15 protein-coding genes are annotated in these 22459 nt (G+C 68.1%); 8 read left to right on the top strand and 7 right to left on the bottom strand.

The window, feature by feature from the left end:
- Nucleotides 1-2427, top strand: a complete 2427-nt coding sequence (gene xdhB / locus BO996_RS28165) for a xanthine dehydrogenase molybdopterin binding subunit (RefSeq protein WP_016448453.1) — start codon at nucleotides 1-3, stop codon at nucleotides 2425-2427.
- Between the two features lie 177 nt (nucleotides 2428-2604).
- Nucleotides 2605-3903 carry an NCS2 family permease gene (locus tag BO996_RS28160; RefSeq protein WP_012207705.1) on the top strand — a complete coding sequence of 433 codons (1299 nt, stop codon included), beginning with the start codon at nucleotides 2605-2607 and terminating at the stop codon, nucleotides 3901-3903.
- A gap of 197 nt (nucleotides 3904-4100) precedes the next feature.
- On the opposite strand, the gene BO996_RS28155 is transcribed toward BO996_RS28160, so the two are convergent.
- Both BO996_RS28155 and BO996_RS28150 read right to left on the bottom strand, forming a co-directional pair.
- Nucleotides 4101-5249 (bottom strand): anhydro-N-acetylmuramic acid kinase, encoded by a 1149-nt coding sequence (locus BO996_RS28155; RefSeq protein ID WP_071956955.1) that lies wholly within the window; start codon nucleotides 5247-5249, stop codon nucleotides 4101-4103.
- 105 nt (nucleotides 5250-5354) lie between these two features.
- A complete protein-coding gene (locus BO996_RS28150) occupies nucleotides 5355-6749 on the bottom strand; it encodes a peptidoglycan DD-metalloendopeptidase family protein (protein ID WP_012207703.1) in 1395 nt (464 codons plus the stop codon).
- Nucleotides 6750-6916: 167 nt separating this feature from the next.
- Between BO996_RS28150 and tyrS the strand changes: the two genes are divergently transcribed.
- The gene (gene tyrS, locus BO996_RS28145) at nucleotides 6917-8149 is read left to right on the top strand and encodes a tyrosine--tRNA ligase (RefSeq protein ID WP_071956954.1); all 1233 of its coding nucleotides are present in this window, start codon (nucleotides 6917-6919) and stop codon (nucleotides 8147-8149) included.
- A gap of 126 nt (nucleotides 8150-8275) precedes the next feature.
- Here tyrS and BO996_RS28140 read toward each other — a convergent pair whose 3' ends face one another.
- A complete protein-coding gene (locus tag BO996_RS28140) occupies nucleotides 8276-9250 on the bottom strand; it encodes a LysR substrate-binding domain-containing protein (protein ID WP_012207701.1) in 975 nt (324 codons plus the stop codon).
- A 104-nt stretch (nucleotides 9251-9354) separates the two neighbouring features.
- Between BO996_RS28140 and glmU the strand changes: the two genes are divergently transcribed.
- Together glmU and BO996_RS28130 are read left to right on the top strand one after the other, a co-directional pair.
- Entirely contained in the window at nucleotides 9355-10785 is a 1431-nt protein-coding gene (gene glmU / locus BO996_RS28135; protein ID WP_013800456.1) for a bifunctional UDP-N-acetylglucosamine diphosphorylase/glucosamine-1-phosphate N-acetyltransferase GlmU, read from the top strand.
- Nucleotides 10786-10879: 94 nt separating this feature from the next.
- The gene (locus tag BO996_RS28130) at nucleotides 10880-11740 is read left to right on the top strand and encodes a sensor histidine kinase (protein WP_012207699.1); all 861 of its coding nucleotides are present in this window, start codon (nucleotides 10880-10882) and stop codon (nucleotides 11738-11740) included.
- A 25-nt stretch (nucleotides 11741-11765) separates the two neighbouring features.
- Here the strand turns inward: BO996_RS28130 and BO996_RS28125 are convergent, their stop codons facing one another.
- Nucleotides 11766-12926: a sensor domain-containing diguanylate cyclase gene (locus tag BO996_RS28125; protein ID WP_071956953.1), complete on the bottom strand. Its 1161-nt coding sequence runs from the start codon at nucleotides 12924-12926 to the stop codon at nucleotides 11766-11768.
- A 217-nt stretch (nucleotides 12927-13143) separates the two neighbouring features.
- On the bottom strand, nucleotides 13144-13659 hold the full coding sequence (locus tag BO996_RS28120; RefSeq protein ID WP_012207697.1) for an Lrp/AsnC family transcriptional regulator: 516 nt from the start codon (nucleotides 13657-13659) through the stop codon (nucleotides 13144-13146).
- A 137-nt stretch (nucleotides 13660-13796) separates the two neighbouring features.
- Between BO996_RS28120 and glmS the strand changes: the two genes are divergently transcribed.
- From glmS to BO996_RS28110, 3 genes are all read left to right on the top strand, one after another.
- Complete coding sequence (gene glmS, locus BO996_RS28115; RefSeq protein ID WP_071956952.1) at nucleotides 13797-15716, top strand: glutamine--fructose-6-phosphate transaminase (isomerizing); 1920 nt, start codon at nucleotides 13797-13799, stop codon at nucleotides 15714-15716.
- A gap of 255 nt (nucleotides 15717-15971) precedes the next feature.
- Nucleotides 15972-16130: a hypothetical protein gene (locus BO996_RS29525; RefSeq protein ID WP_016448437.1), complete on the top strand. Its 159-nt coding sequence runs from the start codon at nucleotides 15972-15974 to the stop codon at nucleotides 16128-16130.
- Between the two features lie 345 nt (nucleotides 16131-16475).
- The gene (locus BO996_RS28110) at nucleotides 16476-17522 is read left to right on the top strand and encodes a hypothetical protein (protein ID WP_071956951.1); all 1047 of its coding nucleotides are present in this window, start codon (nucleotides 16476-16478) and stop codon (nucleotides 17520-17522) included.
- 90 nt (nucleotides 17523-17612) lie between these two features.
- Here BO996_RS28110 and BO996_RS28105 read toward each other — a convergent pair whose 3' ends face one another.
- Entirely contained in the window at nucleotides 17613-19691 is a 2079-nt protein-coding gene (locus BO996_RS28105) for a TonB-dependent siderophore receptor (protein WP_232240432.1), read from the bottom strand.
- 209 nt (nucleotides 19692-19900) lie between these two features.
- Nucleotides 19901-22372, bottom strand: a complete 2472-nt coding sequence (locus BO996_RS28100; protein ID WP_071956950.1) for a TonB-dependent siderophore receptor — start codon at nucleotides 22370-22372, stop codon at nucleotides 19901-19903.
- Nucleotides 22373-22459: the final 87 nt, after the last annotated feature.

Below are 22459 nucleotides of genomic sequence, written 5' to 3'. Positions count from 1 at the left end.
ATGAACCGCCCCATCGATCCCTCCCTGCTGCACTCGTCCGAGGCCTTTGCGCATTACCTGAAGAACACCGCCTTCCGCGTGGACGAGCGCGCCGAGGCCGGTGCCCACACCCAGGGCCAGCGCGTGGGCATCAGCCGCCCGCATGAATCGGCCCATCTGCATGTGGCCGGCGAGGCCGCCTACATCGACGACCTGCCCGAGCTGGACGGCACGCTGCACTGCGCGCTGGGCCTGTCGCCCGTGGCCAATGGCCGGCTCAATGCGCTCAGGCTGGATGCCATCCGCGCCATGCCCGGCGTGGTGGCCGTGCTCACGGGCGAGGACATTCCCGGCGTCAACGACTGCGGCTCCATCATCCACGACGACCCCATCCTGTGCAGCGGCGAGATCCGCTACCTGGGCCAGCCGCTGTTCGCCGTGATCGCCGAAAGCCGCGAGGCTGCGCGCCTGGCTGCGGCCCAGGCCAAGGCGGCAGCCGACATCACGGCCGAGCCGCCCGTGCTCACGCCCCAGCAGGCGCATGAGCTGGGCCAGTACGTGCTGCCGCCCATGCACCTGGCGCGCAGCACGAATGAAGGCGGCGCGCGCCGCGCCATGGACGAGGCGCCGCACCGCCTGAAGTCATCGTTCTACGTGGGCGGCCAGGAGCAGTTCTACCTGGAAGGCCAGATCAGCTACGCCATTCCCAAGGAGGACGGCGCCGTCCACCTGTACTGCTCCACCCAGCACCCCAGCGAGATGCAGCACCTGGTGGCGCATGCGCTGGGCGTGGCCTCGCACGCCGTGCATGTGGAGTGCCGCCGCATGGGCGGCGGCTTCGGCGGCAAGGAGTCGCAGTCGGCCCTGTTCGCCTGCGTGGCCTCGGTGGCCGCGACGCGGCTGCGCCGCCCCGTCAAGCTGCGCCTGGACCGCGATGACGACTTCATGATCACGGGCCGCCGCCACTGCTTCTGGTACGAGTACGAGGTGGGCTACGACGACGAGGGCCGCATCCTGGGCGCCGAGATCTCCATGGTCTCGCGCGCCGGCCACTCGGCCGACCTGTCCGGCCCCGTGATGACGCGTGCGCTGTGCCACTTCGACAACACGTACTGGCTGCCCGATGTGTCCATGCACGGCTACTCGGGCAAGACCAATACGCAGAGCAACACGGCGTTCCGCGGCTTCGGCGGCCCGCAGGGCGCGATCGCCATCGAGAACATCATGGAGACGGTGGCACGCGAGCTGGGGCGCGATGCGCTCGATGTGCGCCGCGTCAACTTCTACGGCAAGACCGAGCGCAATGTCACGCCCTACAGCCAGGTCGTGACCGACAACGTGATCCACGAGCTGGTGGCCGAGCTGGAGACCTGCAGCGACTACCGCGCGCGCCGCGATGCCATCGCCGAGTTCAACGCGGCCAGCCCCGTGCTCAAGCGCGGCCTGTCGCTGACGCCGCTCAAGTTCGGCATCTCCTTCAACGTCAAGCACTTCAACCAGGCCGGCGCCCTGGTCCATGTCTACAACGACGGCTCCATCCTCGTGAACCACGGCGGCACCGAGATGGGCCAGGGCCTGAACACCAAGGTGGCCCAGGTCGTGGCGCACGAGCTGGGCGTGGGCTTCGGGCGCGTGCGCGTCACGGCCACCGACACCACCAAGGTGGCCAATACCTCGGCCACGGCGGCATCGACGGGGGCCGACCTCAACGGCAAGGCCGCGCAGGACGCGGCGCGCCAGATCCGCGAACGCCTGGCCGCCTGCGCCGCAGAGCGCCATGGCGGCCGCGCCGAGGACGTGCGCTTTGCCAACGACCAGGTCCACGTCAACGGCAAGGTGCTGGATTTCAAGGCCGTGGTGGGCGAGGCCTACATCGAGCGCGTGCAGCTGTGGTCCGACGGCTTCTATGCCACGCCCGGCCTGTCGTGGAACAAGGACACCATGCAGGGCCGGCCCTTCTTCTACTACGCCTACGGCGCGGCCGTGAGCGAGGTGGTGGTGGACACGCTGACCGGCGAGTTCAAGCTGCTGCGCGCCGACGTGCTGCACGACGTGGGCCGCTCGCTGAACCCGGCCGTGGACGTGGGCCAGGTCGAGGGCGCCTTCATCCAGGGCATGGGCTGGCTGACCACGGAAGAGCTGGTCTGGCACCCGCAAAGCGGCAAGCTCACCACGCACGCCCCGAGCACCTACAAGATCCCGACGGCCAACGACTGCCCGCCCGTGTTCAACGTGCGGCTGTTCGAGGGCGACAACTTCGAGGACTCCATCCACCGCAGCAAGGCCGTGGGCGAGCCGCCGCTGCTGCTGCCGTTCTCGGTGTTCTTCGCCATCCGCGACGCCGTCTCGGCCGCGGGCGGGCACCGCAGCAACCCGCCGCTGCAATCGCCGGCCACGCCGGAATCCATCCTGCGCGCCATCGAGGCCGTGCAGGCCGCCGGGAGCTGAGCGGACCGGCGCCGCCCCCCTCATTCCTTGAATCGGCGCGCAGCGATGCGCGCCACCAGGTCCATGGCCGCCCGGCAGGGTGCCATGCCTTGTGCCGGCCTGGACAGCCGGTGCTCAACCCTGGGCGCTTTCACAACCGTTGCGCCCCGCATGCGAAAACAACACGGAGACAATGCGATGAACTGGATGGAACGGGTGTTCAAGCTCAGTGAGCACGGCACCAATGTAAGAACCGAGCTGGTCGCGGGCCTGACGACCTTTCTGACGATGGCCTACATCATCTTCGTCAATCCCTCGATCCTGGGGGATGCGGGGATGCCCAAGGGGGCCGTCTTCGTGGCCACCTGCCTGATCGCGGCGCTGGGCACGACCATCATGGCGCTGTACGCCAACTATCCCATCGCGCTGGCGCCGGGCATGGGCCTGAACGCCTATTTCGCCTACGTGGTGGTGCTGCACATGGGCTTCACCTGGCAGGCCGCGCTGGGCGCGGTCTTCGTCTCGGGCTGCCTGTTCCTGCTGGTGACGCTGTTCGGCCTGCGGGAGCTGATCATCAAGGGCATACCGCAGTCCATACGCATAGCGATCACCGTGGGCATCGGCCTGTTCCTGGCGCTGATCGCGCTCAAGAGCGCGGGCATCGTCGCGGCATCGCCGGCCACCTTCGTGACCCTGGGCGACCTGCACAAGCCCGAAGTCATCCTGGCCTCGCTGGGCTTTCTGATCATCGTGGTGCTGGACCGCCTGAAGGTGCCGGGCGCCATCCTGATCGGCATCGTCGCGGTCACCGTGGCCTCGTTCTTCTTCGCGGGCAACGAGTTCCACGGCGTGTTCTCTGCGCCGCCCTCCATTGCGCCCACCTTCCTGCAGCTGGACATCAAGTCCGCGCTGACAGGTGGCATCCTCAACGTGGTGCTGGTGTTCTTCCTGGTCGAGCTGTTCGATGCCACGGGCACGCTGATGGGCGTGGCCAAGCGCGCCGGCCTGCTGGTGCCCAGCCGCATGGGACGATTCAACCGCTCGCTGCTGGCCGACAGCGGCGCCATCTTCGCGGGCTCGCTGCTGGGCACCTCCAGCACCACGGCCTATGTGGAAAGCGCGGCCGGCGTGCAAGCGGGCGGCCGCACGGGCCTGACGGCGCTGACCGTGGCCGTGCTCTTCCTGTGCTGCCTGTTCCTGTCGCCGCTGGCCGGCGTGGTGCCCGGCTACGCCACGGCGCCCGCGCTGTTCTTCGTGGCCTGCCTGATGCTCAAGGAGTTGACCGAGATCGAATGGGGCGAGACCACCGAGGCCATCCCTGCTGCCGTCACGGCCCTGCTCATGCCCTTCACCTACTCGGTGGCCAATGGCCTGGCCTTCGGCTTCATCACCTATGCCGTGCTCAAGCTGTTCACGGGGCGCGCCAAGGAAGTGCACTGGATGGTGTGGCTGATCGGCGGCGTCTTCCTCTTCAAGTTCGTCTATATAGGCGGATAGCACCCCCTGAGGCGCTTACGCGCCTTCCCCCGTATGCACGGCGCCCTCTCTCGCTTCGCGGGAGGGGGACGACGCCCTCGCCGCGAGGCGGCTCTTGCTCGGCGTCCCTGCTTTTGGGCCGCGCCAGTTTCATAGGCTTTGGGCTCAGGCAAGATGTTTGGTGTGCCCATGCTTGGCGGATGCCTTGCATGGTTTTTTTATGCGGGGTGGATGGCGCCCAGGATGCGCGGGCCGCGTGCGCCCGTCACGGCGGGCAGGTTGCCGGGCAAACCCAGCAGGGCCTGGCGTGCCAGCCAGGCGAAGGCGGCGGCTTCCACCTGCTGAGGCGGCAGGCCGCGCGCGGCCGTGGTGTCCACGGCCACGCCAGGCAGCAAGGCGGCGATGCGCTGCATCAGTTGCGTGTTGAAGGCGCCGCCGCCGCAGACCAGCAGCTCGCCGCCGCCACGCCCGAAGCGCTGCACGGCACCGGCGCAGGCGCGGGCCGTGAATTCGGTGAGCGTGGCCTGCACGTCGGCAGGGCGGGCATCGGCGGCGCTGGTTGCACTGGCGGAAAGATGGCCGGCCAGCCAGTCCGCGTGGAACAGGTCGCGCCCCGTGCTCTTGGGCGGCGGCTGCTGCAGGAAAGGCTCGGCCAGCAGGCGGTCGAGCAGGGCGGGCAGCACCTGGCCCGTGGCCGCCCATTGGCCGCCGTCGTCATAGGGCTGGCCGTTGTGGGTCTGGCACCAGCCGTCCATCAGCGCATTGCCGGGGCCGCAGTCGAAGCCCAGCACCGTGCCATCGCCCGCCAGCACGCTGAGATTGGCAATGCCGCCGATGTTGAGCACCAGCACCGTCTCGCCGGGCCGGCCGAACACGCCCTGGTGGAAGGCGGGCACCAGTGGCGCACCCTGGCCGCCCGCGGCCACATCGCGGCTGCGCAGGTCGGCCACCACGGCAACGCCGCTGAGCTCGGCCAGCAGGGCCGGGCTGTTGAGCTGCAAGGTGTAGCCCGTGCCGTCGAACATCTGCGGCCGGTGGCGCACGGTCTGGCCGTGGGCGCCAATGGCGGCGATCTGCGCGGGCGCCAGGCCCGTGGCCTGCAGCAGTTCCCGCACCACCTCGGCATAGCTGCGCGCCAGCGCATTGGCCGCCAGCGCCGCGCGGTGGAGCTCGTCGCGGCCATCGGGGGTGTTGAGGGCCAGCAGCTCGGCGCGCAGCGCGGCGTCAAACCCCCGGCTGGCATGCCACAGCACCTGCGTGCCTTCGGCAAAGTCCACAAGCACGCCGTCCACCCCGTCGAGCGAGGTGCCGGACATCAGGCCTATGCAGTAGCGGTGGGCGATGGGGGAGGGGGTGGGCTGGTTCATGCCGGCAATGGTAGCCCTGCGGCCCGGGAGCCGCGATCACAAAAGGATGCGCCTGAAACAACAAAGGCTGCCAGGGCAGCCTTTGCGGGATGGGAGCGCGGTGGCTCAGCGTTCGCTGGCCAGGGCCAGTGCTTCGTTCGATGCCTGCAGCTCGATGCGCATCTGCGCGGCCATCTTGTCGAAGGCGGCGCGGCCGGCCTTGGAGACGGGGCGGGCGGCATCGGTGGCCTGGACGATGGTCATGGGATCGCGGTGCTCGCCGTTGACGCGGAACTCGAAGTGCAGGTGCGGGCCGGTGGCCCAGCCCGTGGAGCCCACGTTGCCGATGATGTCGCCCTGCTCCACGCGCTGGCCGCGCGTGACGCCGATGTGGCTCAGGTGGGCGTAGACCGTGGTGTGGTTGTTGGCGTGGTCCACGAAGATCACGTTGCCATAGCCGTTCTGCACGCCCGCGAAGGAGACGGTGCCGTCGCCCACGGTACGCACCTTGGTGCCCGTGGCAGCGGCGAAGTCCGTGCCCAGGTGGGCACGCCAGGTCTTGTGGATGGGGTGCATGCGCATGGCAAAGCCGCTGCTGATGCGCGAGAACTCCACGGGCGAGGTCAGGTAGGCCTGGCGGCGGCTCTTGCCGTCCATGGTGTAGTAGTCGCCCTTGGCCTTGCCTTCGTCCTGGAACCACAGCGCCTGCACGACCTTGCCGTTGTTGTGGAATTCGGCGCTGAGCACGCGGCCGGCGCGCAGCGGCTCGCCATCGGCTTCCAGCGATTCGTAGACCACGGAGAAGCGGTCGCCCTTGCGCAGGCTGCGGCGGAAGTCCACGTCGCCCTGGAAGATGTCGGCCATCTGCATGGCCACGGCATCGGGGATGGAGGCCGCGTCGGTGGCGGCGAACAGCGAGCTGCGGATGATGCCGCCAGCCAGGCGGGGCGAGGCCGTCAGCTTGCCCGTCTCGATGCGGGTGCTCAGTTCATTGTTCTTGCGCTCGACCACCAGGCGGCGGAAGCTGCCGTCCTCGTCGGGTGCCCAGCGCACGGTCAGCTGCGACAGCTGGTGGTCGGGCGTGGTCTCGGCCGTCACCAGGCGGCCGGCGCGGCCCAGCACATGCTGGCGAACCTGGTCGTTGCCGCGCATGAAGGCGGCGGCGGCCGGATCGGCCACGCCCAGGCGCTGGAGCAGGGTTTCGGCCGTGTCGCTGCCGCGCGTGTATTCGGAACGGTACAGGGACATGCCCTGCACGCTGTCGGTCAGCTCGGCCAGCGTCTGGCCTTCGGCCAGCGATTCCACGGGTGTGGAGAGCATGCGCACCGGCAGGTCTGCCGGATCGGGTCCCAGGTTGGCCACGGCGAAGGCGCCGCCGCCGCCCGTGAGCAAGATGGCTGCCAGTGCTGCGGTGACACGCTTGGGGTGTTGCTGGATCACGGAGGTCAGCCGCGCAACAAGAGCACCGCTGGCATGGTTCAAGCCATATTTCACAACATCAGATCCTTGGGTTGCGCGCATCCGGCCCTGCGGGGGACGGACAGCATCGCAGCGGCGGGATACGCTCTCCAGACGGGCAACAAGTCCGCGCTCTGCGGTGCGGATAGGCGGGCGTCTAGAATTCGCCGCAGCGGGAAAATCCCCGGAGTATACCGACGCAGTCCTACGCGGCCTGGCGAAAAACCCTTATGAATCAATCTGCTGTTACAATATACCCGGTCACCGACGGTGTAAGCCAAGCGCTTGAAACCACCCTGCGCGGCGTGGATGAGCTGCTGCCCCAGGCGGACTGGGTGCAAAAGCTGGCCCGTTCCGAGGCCACCGGCGTGCCGCTGCGCATCAAGCTGGGCCTGGACCCGACGGCGCCCGACATCCATCTGGGCCACACCGTGGTGCTCAACAAGATGCGCCAGCTGCAGGACCTGGGCCACCAGGTGATCTTCCTGATCGGCGACTTCACCACCCTGATCGGCGATCCTTCGGGCCGCAACAGCACGCGCCCGCCGCTGACGGCCGAGCAGATCAAGGTCAACGCCGAGACCTACTACACCCAGGCCGCCAAGGTGCTGGACCCCGCCCGCACCGAGGTGCGCTACAACAGCGAGTGGTGCGACAAGCTGGGCGCGCGCGGCATGATCGAGCTGTCGGCCAAGTACACGGTGGCCCGCATGATGGAGCGCAACGACTTCCACCAGCGCTTCACCGACGGCAGCTCCATCAGCCTGCACGAGTTCCTCTACCCGCTGCTGCAGGGCTATGACTCGGTGGCGCTGCGCGCCGACCTGGAGATGGGCGGCACGGACCAGAAGTTCAACCTGCTCATGGGCCGCCATCTGCAGCAGGAATACGGGCAGGACACGCAGTGCGTGCTCACCATGCCGCTGCTGGTGGGCCTGGACGGCGAGCACAAGATGTCCAAGTCCAAGAACAACTACATCGGCATCACCGAGGACGCCAACACCATGTTCGCCAAGGTGCTGAGCATCTCGGACACGCTGATGTGGAACTGGTACACCCTGCTGTCGTTCAAGAGCCTGGCCGAGATCGCCGCGCTCAAGGCCGAGGTGGAAGGCGGGCGCAATCCCAAGGACGCCAAGGTGCTGCTGGCCAAGGAGATCACGGCGCGTTTTCACAGCGCGGCGCTGGCCGATGCGGCCGAGCAGGATTTCAACAACCGCAGCAAGGGCGGCATTCCCGACCAGATCGACGAGGTCAGCCTGTCGGGCGCGCCGCTGGGCATCGGTGCCCTGCTCAAGCAGGCCAACCTGGCGCCATCGACCAGCGAGGCCAACCGCCTGATCGACGGCGGCGGCGTGCGCGTGGACGGCACGGCCATCAGCGACCGGGGCCTCAAGCTCGAAGCCGGCACCTATGTGGTGCAGGTGGGCAAGCGCAAGTTTGCGCGCGTGACGCTGGGCTGATGCCCGCGCCGGGCCATGCGCCCGGCTGCACAGGAATGAAGGACGCCGGCATGCCCGCGTCCTTTTTTCATCGCCGGGCCGCCCCAAGATGAAAACGGCCCCTTCTGGGGAGCGTGGGGGCATTTTTCAAGCCGGGGGCGATTCGACGGTTTCGCGCGTGACCTCGGCCTGCTCCTGCAGCCACCGGCAGAAGGCGGCCACCTCGGGACGCGCGGCGCTGCGCGGGCCCACGATCAGCCAGTAGGCCAGCGGCGATTCCAGCCGGTGCGCGGGCAGCACCTCGACCAGGTCGCCAGCCGCCAGCGCATCGGCCACCAGCGGCAGCCGCGCAATCGCCAGGCCCTGTCCGGCCAGGGCGGCCTGCACGATCTGGTGGGCGTAGTTGAAGTACAGCCAGCGCGGCGGCTGCAGCTGGTCGCAGCCCTGCACGCCGAACCAGCGCTGCCAGCCCAGCCATTCCAGCTGGGGCATGCGGTGGGCGTCGCCGGTCTCGATCAGCGTGTAGCGCGCGGCATCGGCCGGCGTCCTGAGCGGCGGGCCGCCGGCCAGCAGGCGCGGGCTGGCCACCACGGCCAGCTGCTCGCCGAACAGGCGCTGCGCCTGGGGCCAGCCGTCGCCCGCGCGGCCGTAGCGCAGGGCCAGGTCCACGTCGGTGGTGTCCAGGTCCATCACGGTGTCGCTGGTGTCGATGCGGATGTCGATATCGGGCCAGGCGCGCTGGAAGGACTCCAGGCGCGGGATCAGCCACATGGCGGCAAAGCTGGCCCAGGTGGTGATGGCCACGCTCTTGCGGCCCACGGTCTGGCGGATCTGGCGCACCGAGGCGTCGATCTGCTCCAGCGCAGGCGCCACCGAGCGCAGCAGCTGGGCGCCGGCCCCGGTCAGCTCCACGGCGCGCGTGTGGCGCAGGAACAGCGGCACGCCGACTTCATCCTCCAGCGACTGGATCTGGCGGCTCACGGCCGACTGCGTCAGCGACAGCTCGTCGGCGGCCGCGCGGAAATTCAGGTGCCGGGCCACGGCCAGGAAGGCACGCAGATGGCCGGCTCCGATGGCGCGTGTGCGCAGCAGGGGAACGGGTGCAGTGGTGGCATGGGGCATGGCGCCGCCAGCATACGTCAATCGTGTGACCGGCCGCAGCCCTTGGCGGGCAGATAATCGGCGGCGTTGCCGGCACAGGTTCTGGCGTTTTGGATGAATCACCTATGACAGCACCTCTGGATCTCGTCATCATGGCCGCGGGCAAGGGCACGCGCATGAAAAGCCGCCTTCCCAAAGTCCTGCAGCGCCTGGCGGGGCGCCCGTTGCTGGGCCATGTGCTGTCCACGGCGGCGCAGCTGGATGCGCGCTCGGCCGTGGTGGTCACGGGCCACGGCGCGGACCAGGTGGAGCCCGCCATGGCGGCGGCCTGCCAGGGCGGCTCCATGGCGCTGAAGTTCGTGCGCCAGGAGCCGCAGCTGGGCACGGGCCACGCGGTGCAGCAGGCCGTGCCCGCGCTGGCGGGCGATGGCATGGTCATCGTGCTCTCGGGCGATGTGCCGCTGACGCAGGCCGACACGCTGCGCGCCCTGGTCGATGCGGCCGATGGCCAGCGGCTGGCGCTGCTGACCGTGCGCCTGCCCGATCCCACAGGCTACGGCCGCATCGTGCGCGGCGAAGACGGCACGGTGCAGCGCATCGTCGAGCAAAAGGATGCCAATGACGCCCAGCGCGCCATCCAGGAAATCTACAGCGGCATCATGGCCGTGCCGGCCCGCCACCTGGCCGGCTGGCTGGCCCGCCTGACCAATGACAACGCCCAGGGCGAGTACTACCTGACCGACGTGGTCGCCATGGCCGTGGCCGACGGCGTGCCCGTGGTCGCGCACTGCATTGCCGACCCGGTGCAGGTGGCGGGCGTCAACAGCCCGCTGCAACTGGCCGAGCTGGAGCGCGCCCACCAGGGCGCCCAGGCCCGTGCGCTGATGGAGCAGGGCGTGCGCCTGGCCGACCCCGCGCGCTTTGACCTGCGCGACGACCCGCGCACGGGCCGCGCCGCACGTCTGGCCTGCGGGCAGGATGTGGAGATCGACGTGGGCTGCATCTTCAGCGGCCATGTGGAGATTGGCGAAGGCGCGCGCATCGGCGCCTATTGCAGCATTGCCAACGCCACGATTGCGGCGGGCGCCGTCATCCATCCGTACACGCATGTCGATGGCGAGAAGGCCGGCGTCAGCGTGGGCGAGGGCGCCCTGGTCGGCCCGTTTGCGCGCCTGCGCCCCGGAGCGCAACTGGGCCGCGAAGTGCACATCGGCAACTTCGTCGAGGTCAAGAACTCCGTGCTGGCCGATGGTGCCAAGGCCAACCACCTGGCCTACCTGGGCGATGCCACGGTGGGCGAGCGCGTCAACTACGGCGCCGGCTCCATCACGGCCAACTATGACGGCGTGAACAAGCACCGCACGGTGATCGAGGCCGACGTGCACATCGGCAGCAACTGCGTGCTGGTGGCGCCCGTGACCATTGGCGCGGGCGGCACGGTGGGCGGCGGCTCCACGGTCACCAAGAGCACCGAGCCCGGCGTGCTCACGGTATCGCGGGGCAGGCAGGTGAGCATCACCAGCTGGAAGCGCCCAGTCAAACTGCCCAAGTCCTGAGACTTCCGAGACACGTGGGCTCGAGGGCCCGCATCGCCGGCGGGTCCCGTACGGGGTACGCCGATTTGCCGAATCTCCTGACCCTGTCCATGCCATGACGGAACCTTTCGCACCCCATCCGCCCCCCGACCCCGCCGCCGACCTGCAGGGCCCTCCCCGCACGTTGCAGGATGCGCTGGAGCGCCTGGCCCAGCGGGAGCAGGAACTGCAGGCCCTGCGCGCCGCGCAGCAGGAATGGCTGCATGCGGTGTCGCACGACCTGCGCGCGCCGCTGCGCCATGTGCTGTCCTTCGGCCCCCTGGTCGATGAGCTGCTGTCGCAGGCCGCGCCTTCGCCGCAGGAGCTGCAGGAGGCGCGCGGCTTCCTGCAGACCATGGACCAGTCGGCGCGCCGCATGGGCGGCATGCTCGACGGCCTGCTGGCCCTGTCGCGCGCCGCGCGCACGCCCATGCAGTGGCAGCCCGTCGCCTTGCAGGAGCTGCTGGAGCAGGCGCGCACGGCCGTGCTGGCGCAGCCGCGCTGGGCGGCCTGCGGCGCGGCTGCGCGGCTGCAATGGAGCCTGCCGCAGCAAAGTCCCGCCGTGCGTGCCGACGCGGCCCTGCTGCGCCAGGTGCTGGAGGCGCTGCTGGACAACGCCGTCAAGTTCACCCGGCCCGTGGACCAGCCGCGCATTGCCATCGATGTGGAGCGCCATGCCGACGGCGGCATCACGCTCAGCGTGACGGACAACGGCGTGGGGTTCGATCCCTCGCGTGCGGGAGCGCTGTTCGGCATCTTCCAGCGCATGCACCGCGAATCCGAGTTCCCCGGCCTGGGCACGGGCCTGGCCCTGGTGCGCGGCGTGATGCGCCGCCACGGCGGCGAGGCCACCATCCGCGCCACGCCCGCGGGCGGCTGCTGCGTTTGCCTGAACTGGCCCGGCGGCGAAGTGCGGCGCGCCGATCGCGGGCTCTGAGACCGCCTGCCGCTGGCGCCTGCGGTCAGATCAGCGTGTCGTCCGGCTCGGGCTGGTGCGTGGGGTGGGAGTCCCTGGTGTCCGGGCCCGTGTCGGGGCCAGTATCGGGGTCTGTGTCCGAGCCTGTTCCCGCTCGGGCAGGCGCGCTGCCGGCCATCAGCGGCGCGGCGGGAATCACCTGGTCGCGCCCGGCATCCTTGGCGCTGTAGAGCGCGCTGTCGGCCGCATTGATCCAGTCCTTGACCGACAGAAAGCTCGGGTCCGCCGCCGCCACGCCAATGCTGGCGCTCACGCGCAGCTGGGGATGCTCGCGCACGCGCAGCTGGCTCAACTGGTTGCGTATACGCAGCGCCACCGCATAGGCGTCGTCCAGCTGGGTGTGCATGCACAGCACGGCGAACTCGTCACCGCCATAGCGGCCCGCCGCGTCGTGCGAGCGCAGGCAGTGCCGGATGGTCAGGCCTATGGCCTGCAGCACCTCGTCGCCCACGGTGTGGCCAAAGCTGTCGTTGATGCGCTTGAAGTGGTCTATGTCCACGATCAGCAGGCAGGCCGAGGCCTGCGTCTGCCGGTAGTCGCGCAGCGCGGCGCGGGCCTTTTGCCACCAGTAGTCCCGGCTGTACAGCGTGGTCAGCGGGTCGATGCGGCTGAGCACCTGCAGCTTCACGTTCTGGCGCGCCAGCTTGCGCACCAGCTGGCGCGTGGACCAGCTGGAGAACACGCTGTGCAGCAGGAGCAGGGGCAGCATGCTCAGCTGCACGGCCAGGCTGGCCTCCCAGTCGGGCACGGGCCGCAGCAGCAGGGCCACCAGCGCGGCGGCCAGCAAGGTGGCCACCAGCGATTGCAGCCAGCCGTCGCGCGTGGCCGTGTGGTTGCGGTCGGCAATGCTGATGGCCAGCAGCGCAATGCTGGGCAATGCGCAGAAATGCATCACGGGAATCCAGCTGCCGATGATCAGCGCGTCTATCTGCAGATTGGCGTGTTCGGCGCGGTGGCTGTCACGGCTGTGGCGGGCGTGCAAAAAGGCGATGTGCGGCCAGACCAGGGCGCTCACCAGCACAAAGCCCCAGACCGCCGGGCTGGCGCCCATCTCGGTCATGGCCGTGCCCACGACGAGGCCGCCCAATGCCATGCTGGAGACGCGCAAGGGGTAGGTTCGGCGATGGATGCGCTGGCGCAAGGACATGGCGGTGCGAGCCGAGTGCGCGCCGATTGCCTAGCGCGTCAGAAAGTGTTGTTGCATCAATTTGTATCATTGTCCCCGTGCGTGCGCAACGCCTTAAAGTTTAACGTTGCCCAAAGTTGGCGTTCGGGACACATTGCAGGCCTGTTGTCCTACGCGGGCCCGATGCAGCGTAGCTTCCTGATGAGCACAAATACTCACAAAATCAAGGCTCCTGGCCTCATTCGGCGGCTGTTCCGGGATTTGTGGACGGCAGCGGCATGGCGGTGGAAAACTTGGCGCGCTTGACGCTGAAAAAACTCTTGACATTGCGCACGTTGGCGTCGCCCGTGAATAGCGCGCGGCTCAACTCCAGGTAGGCCGGCATGTCGGGCGCGGCCACCACGAGGATGAAATCAGGCCCGGCCGACACGCGCCAGCACTGCTGCACGGCGTCCAGCGCCACGGCGCGGCGCTCGAAGCTGTCCAGCGAATCACTGTCCTGGCGGTCCAGCGAGACTTCCACGATGGCCTGCAGCCCGTGGCCCAGGGCGGCGGCCAGGCGTTCCGGCTGGAGGATGGCCACCTGCCGCTCGATCAGCCCGGTCTCCTGCAACCGCCGCACGCGGCGCAGGCAGGTGGGCGGCGACAGCTGCAGCAGCGCGGCCAGGGCCTGGTTGCTGCGGCTGGCATCGACCTGCAGCAATTGCAGCAACCGCAGATCGGTGGCGTCCAGTTCTATGGAATTTTGTGTCATTGAATTCTGTGAATTGAAATAATATTTCTTGTGCTGGTTTTGATGAAATATTAGTTCAATAGATAAAGAAATTTGGCGAGAAATTTCTTTTCAACCTGCGTAGCATCCGTCGTCATCTCGAAACAAGGAGCTTGTCCATGTGTGGCATCGTCGCAGCGGTTTCCTTCCGCGATATCGTCCCCGTTCTCGTCCAGGGCCTGCAGCGCCTGGAATATCGCGGCTATGACTCCTGCGGCGTGGCCGTGCAGGCGCTGGACGCCCAGGGCGTGCACAGCCAGGGCCTGCAGCGCGCCCGCTCCACGGCGCGCGTGGCCGAACTCATGGCCCAGGTGCAGCAGGACAAGGTCATCGGCCACACCGGCATTGCCCACACGCGCTGGGCCACGCATGGCGAGCCGGCCGTGCGCAACGCCCATCCGCATTTCAGCCACGGCCCCGGCGTCTCGCCCGTGGCCGACACCGACCAGCCGGCCCGCGTGGCCCTGGTGCACAACGGCATCATCGAAAACTACGAAGCCCTGCGCGCCGAGCTGCAGTCCAAGGGCTATGTCTTCGCCAGCCAGACCGATACCGAGGTCATCGCCCACCTGGTGGACAGCCTCTACGGCGGCGACCTGTTCGAGGCCGTGCAGGCCGCCACGCAGCGGCTGCATGGCGCCTTCGCCATCGCCGTCATGCACAAGGACGAGCCGCAGCGCGTGGTCGGCTCGCGCGCCGGCTCGCCGCTGATCCTGGGCGTGGGCCAGGAGGGCGCCGAGCATTTCCTGGCCAGCGACGCCATGGCCCTGGCCGGCGTGACCGACCAGATCGTCTACCTGGAAGAGGGCGACATCGTGGACCTGCAGCCCGGCCGCTACTGGCTGGTGGGCAAGGGCGGCGAGCGCCTGGCGCCCGAGCAGCGCCCCGTGCGCACCGTGCACGCCCACAGCGGCGCGGCCGAGCTGGGGCCCTACCGCCACTACATGCAAAAGGAAATCTTCGAGCAGCCGCGCGCCATTGCCGACACGCTGGAAGGCGTGCAGGCCATCGTGCCCGAGCTGTTCGACGGCGCGGGCTCGGACGGCAAGGCCGGCACCTCGGCCTGGCGCGTGTTCAAGGAAATCGACCGCGTGCTCATCCTGGCCTGCGGCACCAGCTACTACAGCGGCTGCACGGCCAAGTACTGGATCGAAGCGCTGGCCGGCCTGCCCTGCAGCGTGGAAGTGGCCAGCGAGTACCGCTACCGCACCAGCGTTCCCCATCCCAAGACCCTGGTCGTCACCATCAGCCAGTCGGGCGAGACCGCCGACACCCTGGCCGCGCTGCGCCATGCGCAGGGCCTGGGCATGAAGCACACGCTGACCGTCTGCAACGTGGCCACCAGCGCCATGGTGCGCGAATGCGAGCTGGCCTACATCACGCGCGCCGGGGTGGAGATCGGCGTGGCCTCCACCAAGGCCTTCACCACCCAGCTGGCGGGCCTGTTCCTGCTGACCCTGGCCCTGGCGCAGTCGCAAGGGCGCCTGAGCGAGGAAAAGGAGCAGCAGTACCTGGCCGCCATGCGCCACCTGCCCGTGGCCCTGCAATCGGTGCTGGCGCTGGAGCCCCAGGTCATCAGCTGGTCCGAGGACTTCGCCAAGCGCGAGAACGCGCTCTTCCTGGGCCGTGGCATCCACTACCCGATTGCGCTGGAAGGCGCGCTCAAGCTCAAGGAAATCAGCTACATCCACGCCGAGGCCTATCCGGCGGGCGAGCTCAAGCACGGCCCGCTGGCCCTGGTGGACAGCGCCATGCCCGTGGTCACGGTCGCGCCCAACGACGAGCTGCTGGAAAAGCTCAAGAGCAACATGCAGGAAGTGCGCGCGCGCGGCGGCGTGCTCTATGTGCTGGCCGATGCCAAGACCAACATCGAGAGCAGCGAAGGCATGCACGTCATCCGCATGCCCGAGAACTACGGCGCCCTGAGCCCCATCCTGCACGTGGTCCCGCTGCAGCTGCTGGCCTACCACACGGCCTGCGCACGCGGCACCGACGTGGACAAGCCGCGCAATCTGGCCAAGAGCGTGACGGTGGAGTGAGGCAGAGGGTTGAGGGCACCAGGGCGCAGGTCGTGACCTGCCCTGGTCTCCGTGCCCCTGTGCGAAATGTCCGTCGGACACCCGGCGGCTGGCCTACCTGCGGTATCGCAACATGGGGCTGCGCACGCTGTGGCCGGTCCTACGGCTGAGCCGCATGCCTGGTCCCACACTGGTTACCAGCGCAGTGCATATCTGCGCTGCAGTCGGGCGCTTCGTTTGACGCGCCTCTTTGACCACCATGTGAAGGAGATACCCATGGCTCAGCAAAACGACCAGCAACAGCAGCAGCAAAACAACCCGCAGCAGCAGAACCCGAACCAGCAAAACCCGGGACAGCAGCAGCAGGACAACCCCCAGCACAAGCAACCTGGCCAGAACCAGCCAGGCCAGCAGCAGCCCAATCAGCCCCGCTGACGGGCTGGGCGGCGTTCCGTTTGACGTGAGGATGGAACCATGAAACAGCTTCTTCCCACGAGAGGCCCGCGGCATCCGGTCCATGTTCCCATGCAGATGGGGCAACCCATCACGGACAGGAACTACAGCCAGATGCAGTGCAAGGCGAACGTCCGCCAACAAGGGCAGCCTTTGCGCCAGCCACAGCAACGCTGATTGATCGCAGCCAGCGCTGGTGCAGCGCTCCCTGGAACCGGCCGCCTTCGGGCGGCTTTTCCGTGTCGAGGGCCTGCCCCTGGCAGGGGCCGCCGGAGATCTCCCCGCAAAATGACGCCTTTCCAGCATCAACCCCCAAGGATTTCAACGATGACACTGCAGCGCCCCTGCTTCGTTTTGCCGACCCTGGTGCTCGCCCTGGGATTGTCAGGGTGTGCCGCGCCGCCTTCCAGCGGGCAGCTTGAGAAGGAGGAAGCGGAGCAGGCAAAGGCGCTGTGGGTGATCAGCGAAGCCTTGAAGGCCAACATGGCCGTGGTGCTGGTGGCTGATCTGACGCCGCACAAGTCGCTGGCCGACGCCGATGGCATGTCGAAGTGGACTCCCAACGTGGTCTGGACCCATGAGGACAAGCCGGAGATCGTGTTTGGCCGCAAGTTCCAGAACAACGCGCTGCAGCGCGACCCCAAGACCACCTATCTGTTCAAGGCCTTCGAGGTCCATGTGCTGCCGCCGGGCAAGTACCTGATGACGGGGGGTGACGACTACCGGCTCAATGCCCAGCTTGACCAGCTGGGCGCCAAGGCCGGGGCCGCCGGCTCAGGCCGCGGCACCCTTGGAACGGCCACGTTGTCGCCGGAAACCTATCGCCAGTTCTATACCGAGATGAACTGGAAGGAGGGCACGACGCACTCGCAAAGCCGGATCGAGAAGTACTGCACCACGGTGCACCGCGCCTCGGGCAATTGCGTGGCCTGGGGCGAGCGCATGGTCACCGACAGCACGCCGGGCATGGCGGCGGGCTACTACCAGGACACGGATTCGCGCGACATTCCTGCACTCAAGGTCCAGGTGCGCGTGCCGCCCAGGCAGGCGCTGGCCAGCTTCACGCTGGAGGGCGGCCAACTGGTGCTGAGCCAGCGTTCGCACCTGAAGACGCCCAGCTACCAGTTCCGACAGGCCGGCTGCCGCAAGGTGGCGGCCGAGAAGGTGGAATGCCCGCTGGAAGACTTCACCGTCCACACACTGCCGCCGCCCATGGAGTTCACGCGCAACTATCTGGCCACGCGCGCCAATCTCAACGCCGAGCAGGAAAAGCTGATGGCACGCCTGGTGCCCATGCAGGTCACCACGCTGGGCCGCCAGGGCGCGGCCGACCCGGTCTGGGGCACGCCGATCTCGCTGCGCAAGGGGCCATGAAGCCGGGGCGCAGCCGGCGCCCGCCTATCGGCGGCGCCGGGTTGCGCACCTTCGCTGAAAGGCTCGCATGCTTGAAGGAGCCAGCCAGCCTCAGTACTTGAACCTGGCACTCACCATCAGCGTGCGCGGGCTGCCGAAGCTCAGCAGCTGCGCGTTCGGTGTGGTGCCCTGGACGTAGTCCTTGTCCAGCAGGTTCTTGATGGCCAGGCTCAGGCCCCATGACTTCGCTTCATAGCCCACGTTCAGGTCGAGCAGGGTGTACTTGGCCAGGTTGACGAAGGCCGTGCCGCGCTGCGCCGTGCGGGCGCCCTGCATGCGCAGGCCTGCGCCCATGTTCCAGCCCAGGCGGTCGGGGTTGAAGTAGTACTGCGTGAAGACGGCGCCTGCGTTCTTGGGCACATGGTTGATGCGCTTGCCGATTTCGCTGGCCGTCAGGCTTTGGGACGTCCGGGCCGAGGGAATGTAGCTGTAGGCGGCCGAGACATTCCATTGCCGCGTCAGCGAGGCGACGACTTCCGCTTCGAAACCCTTGGTGGTCTGCTCGCCGGTCTGGACGGCGTAGCCCAGGGTGGCGTCGTTCTCGGTGACGTTCTTGCGCCGCAGGTCATACACCGCCAGATAGCCTTGCACGCGCCGGTCAAGGGCCTGGAATTTCACGCCCAGTTCGGTCTGCTTGCCCTCTTCGGGATTGAGCAGCGTGCCGTTGATGCCGGCATCCGTCACGGGCATGAAGGAGGTGGAGTAGCTGACGTAGGGTGCCAGGAACTCGCTGGCCTGGTACATCAGCGAGGCGCTGCCCGTGAAGGCGGTGTTGCTGTTGCTGACGGAGCCGCCGGCCAGCCTGTCCTGGATTTCCACGCGCGTCCAGTCATGGCGGCCATTCAGGCCGACGATCCATTTCTCGTCGATCTTGATGGTGTTGCGCAGGTACAGGCCCACGTACTGGCTGTAGGTCAGGTTGTGCGAGGGCTTGCCCTCCTTGATGGAGGTGACGCCATAGACCGGGTTGTCGGCGTTGAAGGGGTTGATGTTGTCCACGCGCTGGTAGTAGTCGCTGCGCTCTCGCATCATGTCGATGCCGGCGGTCAGCTCGTAGTTCACGCGGTCGAATCGGAAGTTGCGCTGCAGGTAGTTGTCCAGGGCGATGTTGACGTCCTGCTTGTCCTGGTAGTTGATCTGGCGCGCGACCAGGGGGAACCTGGCATTGGCCGCCGCAAAGACCGAGTTGCTCAGGCTGCTGCCCTTGGTAAGCGCGAAGTTCTGGCGGAACACCCATTCGTTGTCGAAGTAGTGCGCGTAGTTGGCGCCCAGGCGGTAGGAGTCCACCTCGTAGCTGCGGTCGGGTTCGCCGATGAAGACATTGCGCCCGTACTTCTCGTAGTTCTGCGGAATGCCCTGGTTGCGGATGTAGTTGCGGTGCTGGTAGCTGGCGATGACGGACAGCTCGTTCCTGCCGTCCAGGTCGAAGTTGTAGGAGCCCGCCAGGTACTGGTTCTTGAAGTAGACGTAGTCCGTGGGATCGTTCTGGTCGGACGCGCGGCCCACGATGCGGAAGGCGCCCTTGCGGCTTGCGTCGGGCGAGTAGTTCAGGTCGAAGTTGGCCTCCTTCAATCCATAGCTGCCCACGCTGATGCCGGCGCGCGAGAACGACTCGGCCTGCGGGCGCTTGGTGGTCAGGTTGACCAGGCCGCCCGGCAGGGCCAGGCCGAAGCCCACCGAGGTGGGGCCCTTGACCACTTCGATGGAGCCGATGCCGAAGATGTCCTCGGAGCGCAGCACATTGGTGGAGGTCTGCGCCCGCAGTCCGTCCACATAGGTTTGCGCGCTGGAGATCTGGCCGCGGATGATGAAGTCATCCCAGCCGCGCCGGCCGTACGAGCCGGACGCAACGCCGGCCACGCTCTCCAGCGCCTCGGCCACGGACCTGACCTGTTTTTCCTCGATCTGCCGCTGGGTCACCACGCTGATGGACTGCGCGGTCTCGAACAGCGGCGCATCGGAGCGCAGCACGCCCGTGGTTTTGCGGGCGACGAAGTTGTCTTCGTTGTTCTGCTGCTTCTCGGCCTGGATCTGCACGGTTTCCAGTTGCGTGGACGGTGCGTCGGCGGCCTGGGAGAAGGCCATCACGGGGATGGCAGCCAGGGCAAGGCACAGGCAGGAGCGGGGCATGCCGGCAATGGGGGGGAGGGTGTGGAAGGAGGAAGGCATGCGCAATGGCCAGTCAATAGAGGAAAAAAGCGTTTGGCGGGGCGTTCGGCGAGGCGATACGCGGCGGAGATAAGTTCATGGAGGTGATGCGTGATGCGCGGCATCGCATGCGGCTGCGGGCCGGGACAGACACACAAAAAGGAAAGGCCGGGGGCGGGACTGGCGCCCGCTCAGAACTCGACCGTGGCGCGCAGCAGCACCTGGCGCGCGTCGCCCATCGAGATGAAGTAGGTGTTGGCGCTCGACGGGTAGTAGGTGCGGTCGAACAGGTTCTTCACGTTGAGCTGAAAGCGCGTCCTGTAGCCGTTGATCCGCGTGTCATACGTGGCAAAGGCATGGGCCACGGTGTAGCTTGGCAGCCAGAAGGAGTTGGCCGAGTCGCCGGGGCGCCTGCCCACGTACTGCAGGCCACCGCCCACGCGCAGCCGGCCTTCGCCCAGCACATCGCCCAGGACCTGGCCAAAGTCGTACACGGCCGACAGCGAGGCCGTCTGCCGCGCCACGTTCCACAGCTGGTTGCCCTGGTAGAGCGGGTCCTGCGTGGTCTTGGCATCCACATAGGCAAAGGCCGCGATGGCGCTCCAGTGGCGGCCCAGCTCGCCGGCCACATCCACCTCCAGCCCGCGCGATCGCGCCGCGCCTGAGGTGCGCCAGTCGGTCAGCTTGGTGGCGTCGTTGAACTGCGAGACCAGCACGTTCTTCTTGCGGATGTCGAACAGCGCCAGTGTGCCGGTGAGCTGCCCTGGCAGGTCCAGCTTGGCGCCGGCTTCCCAGGACCGGGCCTCCTCGGGCGCCACGCCCGAGTCGATCACGGTGCCGCTGGCCAGCGGCGCGATGGTGGAGGTGGGCCTGAGCGACTGCGAGTAGTTGCCGTAGAGCGACAGGCCGCTGGCCAGTTGGTAGACCAGGCCGGCGCGCGGCAGCCAGGCCGTGCCGTCGGCCTGGGTGTTGGCCTTGAACGGGCGGCCCCGGCCGGCGGTCTGGCGCCAGGTCTGGTAGCGCAGGCCGGTCGTCAGCACCCAGCGGTCGCCCAGGTGGATGGCGTCCTGCAGGAACAGCGACTGGTTGTGCAGCTGGTCCCTCTGGTCGCTGTCGCTGGCCGAGACGGTGGCCGAGGGCTGCTCCAGCCCATAGACGGGATTGGTGTAGCTGAAGGTGGAGGTGACGGCCTGGCGCAGCAGGTCGGAGCGGTAGATCAGCCGGTACTCGGCATCGGCGCCGAACTGCAGGTCATGGCGCAGGCCGGCCAGCTGCACGCTGCCGTCCACATAGGCCGAGCCATAGCTGTCGGTGCTGAGTGCGCCGTGCGTGGCGTCGTTGCTGCGCTGCAGGGTGCCGCGCGCGGTGTTCACGCCGTTCACGCGCAGCTGGTTGGCGTCGTAGATCTCGCGGTTGTAGCTCAGGTTCAGGTGGGCGGCCCAGCCGCTGCCCAGGCGGTGGTCCACGGAGAGCTGGGCCAGGTGGGTCTCGCCCGTCATCTGGTTGAAGGGCTCGTCCAGCCGGCGCGTGGCCGGAAGGTCCAGCGGGCGCCGGGTGACCGGGTCCAGCGCCGTGCCGCGATCGAAGGGCGTCAGGTACTTGCGGTATTCGTACCAGAGCACGGCCTGCGTGTCGTCGCCATACCAGGCCAGCGACGGCGCCACCAGCGTCTCGCGGTGCTGGCCGAAGTTGCGCCAGTAGTCCTCGTCCACATGGTCGACGACCAGGCGGTAGGCCAGACCGTTCTCACCGATGGGGCCGGTGGTGTCCAGCGTGGCGCCCGTGCCGTTGCGCCCGCCCGCGTAGCCCGAACCCTGCAGCGACAGCGCCGTGCGCTGGCGCAGCTGCGGCTTCTTGCTGACCACGTTGATCACGCCGCCCGGGTCCATGAGGCCGTACAGCAGCGAGGACGGGCCCTTGATCACTTCCACGCTCTCGGCGGCGGCGTTCATGCCGCGCCCCTGTACCAGGGGCATGCCGTTGTGCATGACGGAGCCGTCGCGGTTGGTGCCGAAGCCGCGCTTCATGATGGTGTCCTGCGTGCTGGCCAGGGTGTTGCCCTGGGTGACGCCGCTGACATTGGCCAGCGCCTCGTCCAGGTTGCGCGGGCGCTGGTCGCGGATCACCTGGGCCGGCACCACGTTGACCACCTGCGGGATCTCCAGCACGGGCGCCGTGGTGCGCAGGCTGGAGGCATCGGGCGTGGGCTGGTAGCGCTCGTCGGCATCGACCGGGGCAGGGGCCGCCCGGGCCACGACGCGCACGGCGGGCAGCTCGGTGGCGTCGGCCGCTGCAGCGCCGGCCGTGGCGGGCATGGCCGCCTTGCGCACGATGAATTCACCCGCGCCGCCTTCCACCGCCTCCAGCCCGGAGCCCGCCAGGATGGCCGCAAAGCCCGCGCCCACGGTATAGCTGCCGCGCAGGCCGCCCGACTGCCGCTGGCGCGTGCTGGCCGGGTCAAAGGACAGGGCCACGCCTGCGGCCGCCGCAAACTGGCCCAGCACCGAGGCCAGCGGGCCGGCCCCGATCTCATAGGCCCTGGCGGCCTGGCGGGTCTGCGCCAGGGGCTCGGCCGCATGGCCGGGGGCCGCACATGCCACCGCCGCAGCCAGCAGGCAGGTCAGCGCCGCGCGGGCGGGTGTCGGTGTGAAGGGCGTTTGCATTCGGGTTTCCTGGCCATGAACAGCGGTGAGACAAGGGCTTTCATGAAGGGAGCCGAACGAGATCGCAAAAGATGAAAATGGGCCGCG

This window comes from Delftia sp. HK171 (assembly GCF_001886655.1).
In the GTDB taxonomy this organism is placed as follows: domain Bacteria; phylum Pseudomonadota; class Gammaproteobacteria; order Burkholderiales; family Burkholderiaceae_C; genus Comamonas; species Comamonas acidovorans.
This window is presented reverse-complemented; position numbering and strand designations above follow the sequence as displayed.